The organism is Enterobacter sp. 241F3 (assembly GCF_034106785.1).
Taxonomy (GTDB): Bacteria; Pseudomonadota; Gammaproteobacteria; order Enterobacterales; family Enterobacteriaceae; genus Enterobacter; species Enterobacter vonholyi.
Window position 1 is genome coordinate 1,480,396 of sequence record NZ_JAWNDD010000001.1, and the last position, 15,494, is coordinate 1,495,889.

Sequence of the window (15,494 nt, forward strand, 5' to 3'; positions counted from 1 at the left end):
TTTCTCGCTATCGTTATGCAATTCGGGGCATTGCGCGGTACCGTTTAGTAGTATAAATACCCATAACTTTCCTATTTCACTTCATGGATGCTTTTCGTTGAAACGTTGTCTGCTCTCTTTTGCCGCGCTGTGTGCGGTGAGCTTTTCTACCGCCCAGGCAGCCCAACCGCTGACGGCTCCCGTTTTAGCTTCAGATATTGCCGATCGCTACGCGAACCTTATCTATTACGGCAGCGGCGCGACCGGAATGGCGATGGTTGTCATCGACGGAAACCAGCGCGTGTTCCGCAGCTTTGGCGAAACGCGCCCGGGAAATAACATTCATCCGCAGCTGGATTCCGTTATCCGCATCGCGTCCTTAACCAAGCTGATGACCAGCGAAATGCTGGTGAAACTGCTCGACCAGGGCGTGGTGAAGCTCGACGACCCGCTCAGCAAATACGCGCCTCCAGGCGCCCGGGTTCCAACCTATCAGGGTACGCCGATTCGGCTTGTGAACCTTGCCACCCACACCAGCGCCCTGCCGCGTGAGCAGCCGGGCGGGGCGGCGCATCGTGACGTATTTGTCTGGCCAACGCGCGACCAGCGCTGGAGCTATCTGAGTACCGCCACGCTGAAGGCGGCTCCGGGTTCGCAGGCCTCTTATTCAAACCTGGCCTTTGACCTGCTGGCGGACGCTCTTTCAACGGCGGCTGGCAAACCTTATACGCAGCTGTTTGAAGAGCAGATAACCCGTCCGCTGGGCATGAAAGACACCACCTTTACCCCGTCCCCGGATCAGTGCCGTCGCCTGATGGTGGCGGAGAAAGGCGCAAGCCCCTGTAATAACACGCTCGCGGCCGTGGGCAGCGGCGGGGTCTATTCCACGCCTGGCGACATGATGCGCTGGATGCAGCAGTTCCTTTCCTCGGATTTCTACGCTCGCAGCAGCCAGGCCGATCGTATGCAAACCCTGATTTATCAGCGTACCCAGCTGCACCGCGTCATCGGGATGGACGTGCCGGGTAAAGCCGATGCGCTCGGCATGGGCTGGGTCTATATGGCGCCAAAAAATGGCCGTCCGGGTATTATTCAGAAAACCGGTGGCGGTGGCGGGTTCATCACCTATATGGCGATGATCCCCCAGTCAAACGTGGGCGCGTTTGTGGTGGTGACCCGCTCCCCGCATACGCGTTTCGTCAATATGAGTGACGGGATTAATAACCTGGTGGCTGAGCTGAGCGCCAATAAAGCCCAGGTTCTTACCGCGTCCAACTGATATTAATATTCCGTGGGCAAGCGGTTGATGCTGACCAGCTTGCCCCGGCTCATATTGATATAGTTTCCCTGTCGCAGGGCGGCCAGAACCTCGGCAACAACAGAACGTGAAATACGTGTGCTTTGCTGAATATGATTCATCACACCGATTTTTGAACGCAGCGTTTCATCCCACTCTGCCATATTTAACAGCATCGCGCGGATCTGGTGATAGGAGTTATTGCCAACCAGCTGCATATCGCGTTTTTCAAGAATGTAATTTATCCACGATAACCAGCAGAAGGCCTCTTTCCAGAGTGAATTCTGTTGAATGAGTTGACGGGTGGTTTCCGTAGACAAATAAAAACCGGTACAGGCCGTTTTTGCCATCACCCTATATTCCTGAGAGTGATGAATCATCACCGTCGACAGACCGAAAATAAAAGGAGCAGTCGCAATTCCAACCAGCAGCTCATCAGAGGAACGGTAGACCTCAATAACACCGGTTTGTAATACGATCGTACGAGGCTCATTCCATTCATCTGACGTTATTAATTGTTGGGGCGTACATGTAAAAGGAGTACTGGCCGATATTAAACACTGTTCGAGCCGGCGTAATTCAGAAAGCGGTTTCGCATTAACGTTCATGCAGACCTCAAAACATCCGTATTTGTCGGTTCAATATTATTTTTATTGCTTTTGTAAAAAGTGGGGAGGTCATCCCTCCCCCGCTTTTATGCATTACCAGTTATATTTCACGCCAAGGTTTGCGCCCCAGTTCTGGTCAACGTCACCGCCGCCCAGATAAGTGGCATCAGTGTAAGCACTGAAGTTCTTCGTGAAGCTGAACTGGGTGCCCAGCCCAACACGAACAGCTGAACCTTTCACGCCGTTATCAATGCCGTCGCCGTTAATATCGGCATTGTTATCGGCGTCGTCATAGACATAGGCCAGTTTGAAGTAAGGGGTCAGAGCCTGATCGCCGCCGTAGTTGAAGGTGTAACCCGTATCAACACCGAGTTCATAACGCAGGCTGTCGTAAGATTGCCCATCCATGCGCATGTCATTGCTCAGACGATAATCATCACCAGACTGGAACAGGCCAGATACGGCTGCATATGGCGTAACGTAGCCAGAGAGGTTTGGTTTCCAGTCATAGCCCAGCTTCAGCCCAAAACCAACAGCGTCGCTGGTGGTATTACCGTCAACATACTGGCCGTTGCTCATGTTAGCGGAAAGATCGCTGTTGAAGCGGGTGTAGCTCAGGGAGCTGTCAAGGAACAGGTCGTTCATAAACTTCGCTGACGCGTAGATCATCGCCGTCTGGCTGTCCTGATCGGCCTGACCGGTACGATCGCTGATATCACCCTTCGCGAAACCTGCCGCACCACCGACGATCCACTTCGCGTTATTACCGTCAATCTGGGTATCCAGACCCACCATAATACCGCTCACGTCCTGATCGTAGCTGATAACGCCACTGTCACCGTCGAAGTTGCCGCCGAAGTAGCTCACCCACGCTCCGCCGTTATCCGCCAGGCCGTGACGGCTGTTTGTCAGGCGCGAGCCTACGGTATCCTGCTGCAGATTCCAGATATTGGTATTGGCAGAAGGAATGCTCAGCGCCATATTCGCGTAGTCGGTCAGCGCTTTCTGCTGGAGGACAACGGAGTCACCCTGCTGCTGCGCCTGGTAAGTGTAAGCACCTAAATCGGCTCTGTTTGCGGCAGTGAAGCTGGCTGTGGTATCCGCGTTATTGTCATAAACGCGAATAATCTCTTTGTTTTTGTAATCAGCAACGGAACCTGCTCCGGTCGCGCCGTCAATACGGACCTGGTAGTTGCCTGCAACATCACCGTTCACCGCCAGATGGCCGTCAGAGTTAATGGCCACAACGCCGTAGTCATAATCGGCGCTGCGCTTATCGTTGGTGATATAGCGAGCGTTGTTCAGATCGCTGTTCAGCACGTAATCACGGCTGGCAACGTTTAACACACCGCCATCGGTCAGTACCATATTGTGCGTATCAACCTGGCCCAGCCCCAGCGCCAGTTCTGCACCGTTATCCACGGTGATAGTGTTGGCATAAAGATCGGCCGTTTCTTCCGTCAGTGCCGCACGGCTATAGCTGTCCAGATACAAATGGTCGGTGGCTACGTCGCCGCTGTCGCCGATATTCAATGAGGAAGCATTGGTCAGAGTGATGGTATCCGCCAGCAGGCCAGAGCTTTCAACATTGACCTGAGAATGGTTGTTTACCGTCAGCGTGTCGATGTTAGACATCTTACGGGTATCCCACTCGGAGCCGTTATCCAGCGCGATGTTAAACAGACCGCTCTGATACACCGCTTCGCCCGCAACGTGTCCGTTGCTGTCATAGGTGGAATCCGGCCAAATGCTGTCAGGAGACAGAGTGCTCCAGTCTACGTTGCTGTAGCCCTGGCCATACATCTGCGCCGTGCCAATAGCCTCGACGCTGGACTGCGCTGCACCGACCCATTTGCTGCCGTTGGTGAGAGTAACATCCAGCTTATCGGTGCCATCCCAGCCGTTGGTAGTAGGGTTATAGATGCCGTCTGCGGTGGTATCGGTTGCCGGATCGCCGTTCGGGAAGAAGTTGTTGTCGAAGGTGCTGGAGAACAGAATATCGCCAGTAACGGTGGAGTGATCGAACGTGGCGGTGGTCTGCATCGCGTTATCAGACGCGCTGGCGGCCACAATCAGCGCCGCATCATCTGCCGCTGTCGCGTTGGTTTCACCGTAGTCGCTCGGCTTCGCGCTTTGACCGTAGAATCCGCTGGTCCCTAAATCGCTGTACGCACCGGAAGTCAGTACCGAATCTTTCACAACTAGCGTGTCGGTAAAGACTTTGCTGCTGTTGGCTACGCCTTCAACTCCGTCGTATGGGGTATTATCCAGTTCCTGATACCCCTGCGTCAGGGTAATCCCCGCAACGTGGGAGTTATTCTGGATCACGATATCCGATTCAACATCCAGGGTAATCGCGTTACCGAGAGCATAGGTGTCCAGATAATGCGTTTCTGTGCTCTGACCATTTACGACGTCATAAGCGTAATGCTCATAGGTATCGTTGATCGTAGAGTTATCCACGGTCAGGCTAAAACGATCGTACTGAGAATGGGTCGTGCCGTCGGTATCTATACCATCAGCACACGAGGCGGTCATACATTCAGAAGTGATCATGCCATTAATGGTGCTGTTGGAAATGCTCAACGCATTTGCCCGACCATTGATACCATCATCAAGATAATACGTTGAAATAACGCCATTCACGGTGGCTTTATTAATCACAGGATAAATATCACCATCGTGGATGGCATCTGAGTAATCCCAGTCGGCATAACCATAATACCAGGGGTTGGACGCTGTATTATCGTATCCGAAGGTATTATATGTCGTACCAGAAATATCCTTCGCATTGGCCTGAGAAGCGATAGCCAGGGTGCAGGCTAATGCAAGTTGAGATACAACCAGTTTCTTTTTCCATGTTTGCATTGGGTCATCCCTCCTCAGGGACGTAAGCAAGTTTGTCCATCAATGAATTTGCAATATTTAATTGCGGAGGGAATTATGCAGTTTCACTTCGAAAAGGTTCAATGAATGTTTCCATTAAGTCCGTATTCAGACAAAAAACACATCCAGACCACAAAGCATAAGGCGTCATAAAATAAATATTATAAAAACAGAATGTTAATGCACGGCCAAATCAAATGAAAAAACGCTATAAAAATAATAAATCATTTTTGATTATGCATTCATTACCATATAGAAATAACACGAATATCTCATTCTTCTCTCAGAGTTATAGTGACCTGCATTATATATTATTGGTAACAGGCAAACTCACCTGCCGCATTTTGCAAAAGCAAAATGCCCACTTTAGTAAAACACCCGTCGCCACTTTGAGGTACACTAGCCTTCTTTGTTCCACAAACATCAGGCATACCATGACCGATTTAATTGCACGTCCCCGCCGCCTGCGCAAGTCACCTGCACTGCGCGCTATGTTTGAAGAGACAACCCTGACCTTAAACGATCTGGTGTTGCCGATTTTTGTCGAAGAAGAGATCGATGACTACAAAGCCATCGAAGCCATGCCGGGCGTAATGCGCATTCCGGAGAAATATCTGGCGCGTGAGATCGAACGTATCGCCAACGCGGGTATCCGCTCGGTGATGACCTTCGGCATCTCCCACCATACTGACGCCACCGGCAGCGACGCGTGGAAAGAAGATGGCCTCGTCGCCCGCATGTCCCGCATCTGCAAAGAGACCGTGCCGGAAATGGTGGTGATGTCCGACACCTGCTTCTGTGAATATACCTCTCACGGCCACTGCGGCGTGCTGTGCGATCACGGCGTGGATAACGATGCCACCCTGCTGAACCTCGGAAAGCAGGCGGTCGTCGCGGCCGCTGCGGGTGCGGACTTCATCGCGCCATCTGCCGCAATGGACGGACAGGTTCAGGCGATTCGTCAGGCCCTGGACGCGGCCGGTTTCACCGACACCGCCATCATGTCTTACTCCACTAAATTTGCCTCCTCCTTCTACGGCCCGTTCCGCGAAGCGGCCGGTACGGCGCTGAAAGGCGATCGTAAAACCTATCAGATGAACCCGCTGAACCGCCGCGAAGCGATTCGTGAATCCCTGCTCGATGAAGCCCAGGGCGCAGACTGCCTGATGGTAAAACCGGCTGGCGCGTATCTCGATATCCTGCGCGACATCCGCGAGCGCACCGACCTGCCGCTGGGCGCTTACCAGGTCAGCGGTGAGTACGCGATGATCAAATTCGCCGCGCTGGCGGGTGCAATTGACGAAGAGAAAGTGGTCCTGGAAAGCCTCGGCGCTATCAAGCGCGCGGGCGCGGATCTGATCTTCAGCTACTTCGCGCTGGATCTGGCCGAGAAGAAAATTCTGCGTTAATCCGCTTTAGCGCCGGGTGACGCCTTCGCCTTACCCGGCCTGCTCTCTGCTCTAATCTTCACTAAACTGCAATACAACCGACATCTGCCCCTTCTACTGTCTTCGCAAGACGGCAGGAGGAGTGACCATGTTTAGCCTCGATAGCGTTCTCGACGATCTTTGGCCTCAGGCGAGGCCCGCACCCTGGCAAAAAAGTCTGTTAAAAAGACTGTTCTACGAAGACGAATTTCAGCAATTTGCCGCAGCACACCGCCACCTGAAAGGCCTGGATATGGTGGAGCAGGTTCTGGAACACCTGGATATTCTCTGCACCGTTTCCGCCCGCGATCTCGAACAAATCCCCGAACATGGCCCGCTGGTCATTATTGCCAACCACCCGACGGGCACGCTGGACGGACTGGCGCTGCTGTATGCCGTCTCCCGCGTGCGGCGCGATGTTAAAGTCGTGACCAACCGGATGCTAACCCACCTTGAGCCTCTCAGCTCGCTGTTTATTCCGGTGGATAATATGGGCGGCAGGACGGCGAAATCGTCCCTGGTGCAGATGGAACAGCATCTGCAAAACGCGGGCGTGCTGATCTTCTTCCCGGCCGGAGAAGTTTCCCGCCCTACGCTCAAGGGCATTCGCGATAAGAAATGGCATTCCGGCTTTATCAAACTCGCCGGCAAGCTGCGCGCCCCGCTGCTGCCGGTGCATATTCAGGCGCATAACAGCCTGCTCTTTTATGCCAGCACGCTGGTCTCTCCGACGCTGTCGATGCTGCTGCTGATGCAGCAGATGTTCCGCCGCCGCCACAGCCAGCTGCCGATCAAAATCGGCCAGCAGATTACGTGGCATCACTGGCACAGCGCTAACCTTTCGTCGCGTGAGATGGCCGAGCAGTGCCGTCAGCACGTGATGCGTCTTGGCAAGGGATTGCCCGGGGTCTTTAAAACCCAGTGCGCGATTGCCCGTCCGGAAGACCGGGCCACACTGAAACGCGCGCTGGCGCAGGCCGAGAGCCTGGGAAAAACCAGCGACGGTAAAACCATCTATCTTTGGCAGCGAAACGGCCAGGAAGACGCCCCGCTGCTGCGCGAGCTGGGCCGCCTGCGCGAGATTGCCTTTCGCGCGGTGGAGGAAGGGAGCGGCAAACGCCGGGACACCGACAGCTACGACGATGATTATCTGCATCTGATCCTGTGGGATGAGGACGATCTGGAGATCGTCGGGGCGTATCGCTTTATGCCGACGGCCATGCAGATCGAAAAGCGCGGCGTTGAGGGGCTGTACAGCTATAGTCTGTTCCACTACGACGACAAAATGCAGGACGTGCTGGAGCACGGCATTGAGCTGGGGCGCAGCTTTATCCAGCCGCGCTACTGGGGACGCCGCGGCCTGGACTATTTATGGTCCGGCATTGGTGCCTATCTGGCGCGTTATCCGCACTACCGCTATCTGTTTGGCCCGGTCTCCATTTCCGGCGGCTTACCGCCTGCCGCGCGGGATCTGCTGGTGGCATTTTATCGCCTGTGGTTCCCGGCGACGCATCCGCTCGCCGCCTCGCGCCAGCCGTATCCCGCATCGCTGCCGGACGTGCTCGCGCAGTTTGGCGGCGTGGATTACGTGGACGATCTGACAAAGCTGAAATCCCTGCTCGGCAATCTTGGGTGCGGCATTCCGCCGTTATACAAGCAATATTCCGAGCTGTGCGAGCCCGGCGGCGTGCAGTTTATTGATTTTGGCAGCGACCCGGCGTTCAGCAACTGTGTTGACGGGCTGGTGCTGGTGGATTTGTGTTATCTGAAGGCGAACCGCTATCAGCGGTATATTGAGGCGCATTTACAGCCCTCTCCCTAAAAGGGAGAGGGTTAGGGTAAGGGGATCAAGGCGCACGGTAAAACGGCTTATCCCCCAAAATCGTCGCCCGCTGCATAATCCGGCGTTGCGGAAGATAGTCCGCATTGGCGTAGTGCTGCGTCACGCGGTTATCCCAGATCGCCAGGTCATTCTCCTGCCAGCGCCAGCGTACCTGGAACTCCGGTTTGGTGATATGCGCGAACAGGAAACCTAACAGCGCCTCGCTCTCTTTCTCGGACACATCCACAATGCGCGTCGTGAATCCTTCGTTCACAAACAGCGCCTGCTTGCCCGTGACCGGATGGGTCCGCACCACCGGGTGCAGCAGCGGAGGATGTTTCGCAACCGCCTCCTGCCAGCGCTGATGCTCCTCTTCACTCTTGCGGTACTTGTACTCCTGGAACGATTTTTTGAAGTCGTGCTCCGCCCGCAGCCCGCTCAGCAGCGTCCGGAACGGCACTGACAGCGCCTCATACGCCGCAATCCCGCTGGCCCACAGCGTATCGCCCCCCGTATCCGGCAGCAGCTTCGCCGCCAGAATCGCCCCCGCAGGCGGCGTCTCGATAAAGGTTACGTCGGTATGCCAGTTGTCGTTGTCCGGCGGATTATCGTTGTGGGTGTCGAGGACGATAATCTCCTCCACCCCTTCCGCATGCGGATAGACGGGGTGAATATGCAGATCGCCAAAGCGCAGGGCCAGCGCGCGCTGCTGCTGCGGGGTGATCGCCTGCTCGCGCAGGAATACCACCTGATGACGCAGCACCGCGTGGTACAGCTGCTCGAACTGGTTATCGCTCAGCGGACGGGTCACATCCAGGCCCGATACCTGTGCGCCAATGTACGGCCCCAGCGGGGTAATGGTCAGACGTTCACTCATTGTATTTCTCCATGCCAGGGCGTCAGACGGCGCTGTAACGCGCGCAGCCCCAGTTCTAATCCGAAGGCGATCGCGGCGATCACCGCGATCCCTGCCAGCACCACGTCAGTCGCCAGGAACTCCCCCGCCGACTGCACCATAAAGCCAAGGCCGCGCGTGGCCGCAATAAGCTCTGCGGCCACCAGCGTGGACCAGCCCACGCCAAGGCCGATGCGCAGCCCGGTTAAAATCTCCGGCAATGCGCCCGGTAAAATAACGAACAGCAGCACCTGCGTGCGGCTGGCTCCCAGCGACTGCGCCGCGCGGATCCGCACCTGCTGGGCGCTCTTCACGCCCGCCAGCGCCGACATGGCCACCGGGGCGAAAATCGCCAGATAAATCAGCAGGATTTTTGAGGTTTCACCGATGCCGAACCAGATCACCATCAGCGGCAGATAGGCCAGCGGCGGGACCGGACGGTAAAGCTCAATCAGCGGGTCGAGGATGCCGCGCACCGTCGGGCTCAGCCCCATCGCAATCCCCACGGGAATGCCGATAATAACCGCCGCCAGCAGCGCCACCAGAATGCGCGCCAGGCTAGCGCCTAAGTGCTGCCAGAGTGTGGCATCCATAAAACCCTGCGGGCCGGCGATGGTAATGAGTTTGGCCAGCACCTGTCCCGGCGGCGGCAGAAACAGCGGGCTGACCCACTGCAGGGCAGCAACTGCCCACCACACCGCCAGCAGCACCAGCAGCGTACCGACGCTCAACGTAATTTGACGTGAGAAAGGCCAGCGCAGCGCCAGACGCGTGCGGCGCGTTTTTTCACTGAAGACGATGCTCATGAGAAGGCCTCCCGCTGTTCAAACACGCGGCTTAAAACGTACTCACGCTGTTCGATAAACAGCGGATCGGATTTGATGCTGCGTACGGGTTCCCCCGCGACGTAGCGGCGGGCGAAATCCAGCGGCAAACGCTCCAGCACGCGGCCCGGGCCCGGCGAGAGCAGCACCAGCTCGGTGGCCATAAACACCGCCTCTTCGATATCGTGGGTAATCAACAGCACCTGCTTGCCCGTCTCATGCCACAGGCGCAGCAGCAGGGTTTGCATCTGCTCGCGGGTGAAGGCATCCAGCGCCCCGAACGGCTCGTCCAGCAGCAACAGCTGCGGATTCGCTGCCAGCGCGCGGGCAATACCGACACGCTGCCGCTGGCCGCCGGAAAGCTGCCAGATAAAGCGTTTTTCCGCCCCTTCCAGCCCCACTTTTTTCAGCATCGCCCGCGCCGTTTCCAGCCGCTGTTCGCGGTTGATGCCCGCAAGCTGCAGCCCAAACGCCACGTTTTCCTGCACGTTGCGCCACGGGAGCAGGCCTTCATTCTGGAAGACCACGCCGCGCTCGGCGCCCGGCCCTTCCACCTTTTTGCCTTCCAGCTGAATGGTGCCATGCTGATAAGGGACAAACCCGGCGATCAGATTGAGCAGCGTGGTTTTTCCGCACCCGGACGGGCCCAGCACCACCAGCAGTTCACCGCTGTCCAGCGTCAGGTTGATATCCTCCAGCGCGGGTTTACCACCGTAATCAGCAGACAGATTTGTAATATTCAGCATGGCGTACTCCTTATTTCACAAAACGATCGGTTACGTACTGGCTGTAATCCGTCGCCACCGCGGGCACTTTGCCCTGCTCTTTCAGGAAGGTGGCGGTATCAACAATCGCTTTGTTTACCGGCCCGGTCAGCTGCTGCACCTGCTGCGCGGGGGTCAGATAGGTATTGCCCTTCACCAGCCCCGGCACGTCCGCTTCCGGCACGCCGCTCAGGCGGGAGAGTTTTTCCAGGTTAGCGGGCTGCTTCAGCCATTCATCAGGATTGCTGATGTACGGCTGCTGGGCATCAATCGCGCTTTTGGCGAAGGCTTTCACCACCTCAGGATGTTTCTCGGCGAAGTCTTTACGTACGACCCACACGTCGAGAGTTGGCGCCCCCCACTGGCCCACTTTTTCGGAGTCGGTCAGCACGGTGCCGTCTTTTTCCAGCTCGTTCACGGCCGGTGCCCACACATAGGCCCCGTCAATGTCGCCACGCTGCCAGGCCGCGATAATCGCCGGCGGCTGGAGGTTGATAATTTGTACCTGCCCCGGCTTGATGCCCCAGTGTTTCAGCGCCGCCAGCAGGCTGTAGTGGGTGGTGGAGATAAACGGCACGGCGATGCGTTTGCCGATCAGGTCTTCCGGTTTGGTGATGTTTTTCTTCACCACCAGCGCTTCAGAGTTACCGAGCTGCGAGGCGAGCAGGAACACCTCAATCGGCACCTGCTGGCTGGCCGCAACCGCCAGCGGGCTGGAACCGATATTGCCGATCTGCACGTCGCCGGAGGCTAGCGCACGCACCACGGACGCGCCGCTGTCAAACTTGCGCCAGTCGACTTTCGCGCCGCTCTCTTTGGCAAAGGTGTTGTCCGCCTGCGCGACTTTCGCCGGTTCCGCAGAAGTTTGATACGCGACGGTGACGTCCACCGCCTGCGCCTGAAATGCCCACAGCGCCAGTGCGCCGAGTAGTGTGATTCGCGATGAAATTGCCATAGTGCCTGCTCCCCTTGTTGTTATGAGGGCAGTATTTCCAACGCGGGAATTTTGATAAAGGAATAAAAATGAATCGCTCATAACGATTCGTTTTTAGATAAAAAGCGGGAAAGGATAGTTGGTTTTGTGCGGTTCGTTTTTTCCCCTCTCCCCGTGGGAGAGGGTCAGGGTGAGAGCATCAGCGCTGCGCGTTCAGCTCAGCAATATCCTTCGGCGTGGTGCGACAGCATCCGCCAATCAGCTTCGCGCCGGCTTCCAGCCACTGCGGCAGATACCCCGCCAGCGTCTCGCACGCTTCGCCGTGGTGGTGCCAGGTTTTGGTCACTGCGTCATAATGCTCGCCCGAGTTCGGGTAGACCACCAGCGGCAGCGGCGTCAGGCTTTGCAGATGCTTCAGCGCGGCCGTGGTGTTTTCCAGGGCGATACAGTTAATGCCCAGTGCGACAATGTGCGGCGAGTTTGCCAGCACGCTGACCACGTCACGCAGCGGCGTGCCGTCGCTCAGGTGCTCGCTGTCCCGCAGGGTAAAGGAGAACCACGCCCGGGCGCGGGGATACTCGGCCAGAAGCGCCGCCAGCGCCTTAGTCTCGGCAAACGAGGGCAGCGTTTCGCAGGCCAGCAGGTCAGCGCCCGCGTCCAGCAGCGCTTCCACGCGCGGCCGGTGGAAGTCGGTAAATGCTTCCGCACTGCGCACGTAGTCGCCGCGATACTCTGAGCCATCCGCCAGATACGCGCCATACGGCCCAACGGATCCCGCCACCAGCAGCGTGCCCGCATGCGGATTTTCAGCCAGATACGCTTCACGCGCCTTACGCGCCAGCTCCACGCTTCTGCCAATAAGCGCCCGGGACTGCGCCTCGTCGAGGCCGCGCGCCGCAAAGCCCGCAGGCGTGGCCTGATAGCTGGCGGTGATCGCCACCTGCGCGCCCGCGCGGTAGTAATCCAGATGCACTTCGCGGATAAGCTCCGGGTTTTCCATCAGCACTTTGGCAGACCAGAGGCTGTCTGCCAGGTTACAGCCGCGCGCTTCCAGCTCCGTCGCCATCGCGCCATCCAGCACCACAAACGGCTGTTTTTCAAGGATGGCGGTAAGCGGATTATTCTGCGACATGTTCAGGCTCCTGCGATGTCATATTTCGGGTCAGGTAGTAGGCACCATAACACAGGGCGACAAACGGGATCCCGCAATAAAGGGCAATGCGCTGGCTTGGGTCAAACCACAGGCCGACACAGGCCACCACGCAAAGGATAAACCCGAGCACCGGCACAAGCGGATACCACGGCGCGCGGTACTGCAGCGCAGAGAGCGGCTGCCCGGACTGCAGATGGCGACGACGGAAAACGAAGTGCGACGCGCAGATGCTGATCCACACCGCCACCACCGCAAAGCCCGAAATTGCCGAGAGCGCCACGAACACCGTATCCGGCGCCACCACGCTTGAGAACAGCGCCAGCACGCCGCCGAGCATAGAAACCGAGAGCGCCGTCAGCGGCACGCCGTTTTTGTTCACCCGGGCAAAGCAGCGCGGCAGCGTTTTCTCATTAGAGAGCGACCAAAGCATGCGCCCGGAGGCATACAGCCCGGAGTTCGCCGCCGAAAGGATCGCCGTCAGGATCACGAAGTTAAAAATATCCGCCGCGTAAGGAATACCGACCTTTTCAAACACCAGCACGAACGGGCTCTTTTCCACGCCCGCCTGCTGCATCGGGATCAGCGCCGCCAGCACAAACACGGTACCGATAAAGAAGATAATGAGGCGCGCAATGGTAGTGCGGATCGCGACCGGAATCACCTTGTGCGGATTTTCAGTTTCCCCCGCCGCAATACCGATGAGCTCGGTCCCGGAGAAGGCAAAGTTCACCGCCACCATGGTCATCAGGATCGGCAGGCCGCCGTGCGGGAACCAGCCTTCGGCGGTAATGTTGCTTAAGCCCGGCGCGGGTGAACCATCCTGCATCGGGATAAAGCCAAAGACCGCAGCGCCACCCAGAATAATAAAGGCGATGATGGTGATGACTTTCACCAGCGAGAACCAGAATTCGCCTTCAGCAAAGAAGCGCGTCGAGATGACGTTCAGGCCAAAAATCACCACGCAGAAGACAACGCACCACGCCCAGACGGGCACCTGCGGGAACCAGTACTGCATGCAGAAACCCGCGGCGGTGAAGCTCGAGCCGAGCGCCACCGTCCAGGTGAGCCAGTAGAGCCATGCCACGGTGTAGCCCGTCGCCGGGCCAAGATAGCGAGCGGCATAGACGTGGAACGCGCCGGTTTCCGGCATCGCCACGGAAAGTTCGCCCAGACACTGCATCACCAGCCAGACCACCAGCGCGCCTATCAGGTAGGCCAGCAGCGTGCCCGCTGCCCCGGTCGTGGAAATGATGTAGCCGGTATTGAAGAATAACCCTGTCCCAATCACGCCACCCAGCGAGAGCATAATCAGGTGGCGTGTTTTCATGGTGCGCTTAAGCTGCCCATTTTCTTGTTGTGTTTGCATATTACCTTCTATACGTATGGACATCTAAACATCCAAAGAAGGTGTGTTATACCGCGATTGTTAATAAAAAGCTAGATGACCAGACGCAAACGGGCGCGCCGCGCGCTGAGTCTGGGGTGGGTTGTGAGGATCACATAGAGAATCGGACGCCAGGCCATAAGCACCTCCGCAAGCAGATACTTACAGCATGGTGCGGGAAAAGGCGAACTTCGGTCAGTCGAAAGTGGTATCCGTGAAGAGCGGAGTCATACCGCAACACTGCCCGGCGCAAGGGTTGGTAATTCTCACAATCAGTTCTATAGTCGACACTGCTTATTCGTTACCAGGAATCACTATGCGCTTTAATGGACTGACTAAAGGTTTTTTTATTTTCATTCTCGCCCTCGTCACCTGGGCCTTCTTCGACGTGCTGTCGCCCTACTTCTCCGCCATTCTGTGGGCCGCCATTCTGACCGTTATCTTCAATCCGGTAAAAAACAAGCTGCGCGCCGCGCTGGGGGATCGCAACGGGCTGGCCTCGCTGTTGACCATCGGTATTATCTGCCTGATCGTCTTTATTCCGCTGATGGTGATCCTCTCCTCGCTCGCCATTGAGCTGAACGTGGTTTACACCAAACTGCAGGAGAACAATACCCAGTTCCCGGAAGTGGTGGCGAGCATCTTCAACCACCTGCCTGACTGGGCCAGCGGCTTCCTGGCGGACCACAATCTGACCAACGCGGCGCAGATTCAGAAAAAACTCTCCGATGTCGCCCTACAGGGCGGGCAATATCTCGCCGGCAGCGCGTTCCTTATCGGCAAAGGCACGTTTGGCTTTGCGATTAGCTTCGGCATTATGCTTTATCTGCTGTTCTTCCTGCTGAAAGACGGCCCGTATCTGGTGCGCCAGATCCTCGACTCTCTGCCGCTGTCTGATTTCGCCAAGCAGCACCTGTTCGCCAAATTCGTCGGCGTGTCGCGGGCCACGGTAAAAGGTACGGCGGCGGTGGCGGTGGTTCAGGGCATCCTCGGCGGGATTGCATTTGCTATTGCCGGTATTGACGGCAGCGTGCTCTGGGGCGCTCTGATGGCCTTCCTTTCCCTGGTGCCCGCCATCGGCTCGGCGATTGTCTGGGTGCCCGCCGCAATCTTCCTGTTCGCCACGCACCAGATCTGGCAGGGGCTGTTTATTGTCGGTTTCTTCGTGATAGTCGTCGGGCTGGTGGACAATATCCTGCGCCCGCTGCTGGTCGGAAAAGACACCAAAATGCCGGACTACCTGATTCTGATCTCCACCCTCGGCGGCATGGAGCTGTACGGCATTAACGGCTTTGTGATTGGGCCGCTCATTGCCGCGCTGTTTATCGCCTGCTGGAACCTCTTCTCAGGGCGCGATCACGAAGGTAACGCCGAAGAGCTGGACCCCGACTTCATCGAAGAAGGAAAAAATCCTCCAGATTTGTAAGGACGTGACGATAAAGACCACACCAGGCGGCACTGAGCCGCCTTTTTTTTCGCCTTAAATCAGACGTTTTCTATAATTTGAAGAACGCCATCCTA

The 15,494-nt window shown here is 56.9% G+C and carries 12 protein-coding genes; 4 read left to right on the forward strand and 8 right to left on the reverse strand.

Annotation, left to right across the window (positions count from 1 at the left end; all coding sequences use genetic code 11):
• Window positions 1-97 precede the first annotated feature (97 nt).
• Window positions 98-1,258, forward strand: a complete 1,161-nt coding sequence (gene ampH, locus UR504_RS07045; protein ID WP_111963450.1) for a D-alanyl-D-alanine-carboxypeptidase/endopeptidase AmpH — start codon at window positions 98-100, stop codon at window positions 1,256-1,258.
• 2 nt (window positions 1,259-1,260) lie between these two features.
• Here ampH and UR504_RS07050 read toward each other — a convergent pair whose 3' ends face one another.
• Window positions 1,261-1,884 carry a helix-turn-helix domain-containing protein gene (locus UR504_RS07050; protein WP_127729731.1) on the reverse strand — a complete coding sequence of 208 codons (624 nt, stop codon included), beginning with the start codon at window positions 1,882-1,884 and terminating at the stop codon, window positions 1,261-1,263.
• 93 nt (window positions 1,885-1,977) lie between these two features.
• The gene (locus tag UR504_RS07055; RefSeq protein WP_274242200.1) at window positions 1,978-4,752 is read right to left on the reverse strand and encodes an autotransporter outer membrane beta-barrel domain-containing protein; all 2,775 of its coding nucleotides are present in this window, start codon (window positions 4,750-4,752) and stop codon (window positions 1,978-1,980) included.
• Between the two features lie 452 nt (window positions 4,753-5,204).
• On the opposite strand from UR504_RS07055, the gene hemB reads away from it, so the two are divergent.
• Window positions 5,205-6,179 (forward strand): porphobilinogen synthase, encoded by a 975-nt coding sequence (gene hemB / locus UR504_RS07060; protein ID WP_248172652.1) that lies wholly within the window; start codon window positions 5,205-5,207, stop codon window positions 6,177-6,179.
• A gap of 127 nt (window positions 6,180-6,306) precedes the next feature.
• The gene (locus UR504_RS07065; RefSeq protein WP_252092581.1) at window positions 6,307-8,019 is read left to right on the forward strand and encodes a lysophospholipid acyltransferase family protein; all 1,713 of its coding nucleotides are present in this window, start codon (window positions 6,307-6,309) and stop codon (window positions 8,017-8,019) included.
• A gap of 25 nt (window positions 8,020-8,044) precedes the next feature.
• Here the strand turns inward: UR504_RS07065 and tauD are convergent, their stop codons facing one another.
• The 6 genes from tauD to mmuP form a co-directional block, all read right to left on the reverse strand.
• Entirely contained in the window at window positions 8,045-8,896 is an 852-nt protein-coding gene (gene tauD, locus UR504_RS07070) for a taurine dioxygenase (protein WP_111963457.1), read from the reverse strand.
• Window positions 8,893-9,720: a taurine ABC transporter permease TauC gene (tauC, locus tag UR504_RS07075; RefSeq protein ID WP_048225831.1), complete on the reverse strand. Its 828-nt coding sequence runs from the start codon at window positions 9,718-9,720 to the stop codon at window positions 8,893-8,895. Before tauC ends, tauD begins: the two co-directional genes overlap by 4 nt.
• Window positions 9,717-10,484: a taurine ABC transporter ATP-binding subunit gene (tauB, locus tag UR504_RS07080; protein WP_111963460.1), complete on the reverse strand. Its 768-nt coding sequence runs from the start codon at window positions 10,482-10,484 to the stop codon at window positions 9,717-9,719. Before tauB ends, tauC begins: the two co-directional genes overlap by 4 nt.
• 10 nt (window positions 10,485-10,494) lie before the next feature.
• Window positions 10,495-11,457, reverse strand: a complete 963-nt coding sequence (gene tauA / locus UR504_RS07085; protein WP_001018397.1) for a taurine ABC transporter substrate-binding protein — start codon at window positions 11,455-11,457, stop codon at window positions 10,495-10,497.
• Window positions 11,458-11,635: 178 nt separating this feature from the next.
• Window positions 11,636-12,568, reverse strand: a complete 933-nt coding sequence (mmuM, locus tag UR504_RS07090) for a homocysteine S-methyltransferase (RefSeq protein ID WP_111963462.1) — start codon at window positions 12,566-12,568, stop codon at window positions 11,636-11,638.
• Window positions 12,555-13,955, reverse strand: coding sequence for an S-methylmethionine permease (mmuP, locus tag UR504_RS07095; protein WP_008503244.1), 1,401 nt, complete (start codon window positions 13,953-13,955; stop codon window positions 12,555-12,557). The genes mmuM and mmuP overlap by 14 nt, the downstream gene beginning before the upstream one ends.
• Before the next feature lie 334 nt (window positions 13,956-14,289).
• Here mmuP and UR504_RS07100 point away from each other — a divergent pair, with 334 nt between their 5' ends.
• On the forward strand, window positions 14,290-15,399 hold the full coding sequence (locus tag UR504_RS07100; protein WP_024906767.1) for an AI-2E family transporter: 1,110 nt from the start codon (window positions 14,290-14,292) through the stop codon (window positions 15,397-15,399).
• The last annotated feature ends 95 nt before the right edge of the window (window positions 15,400-15,494 follow it).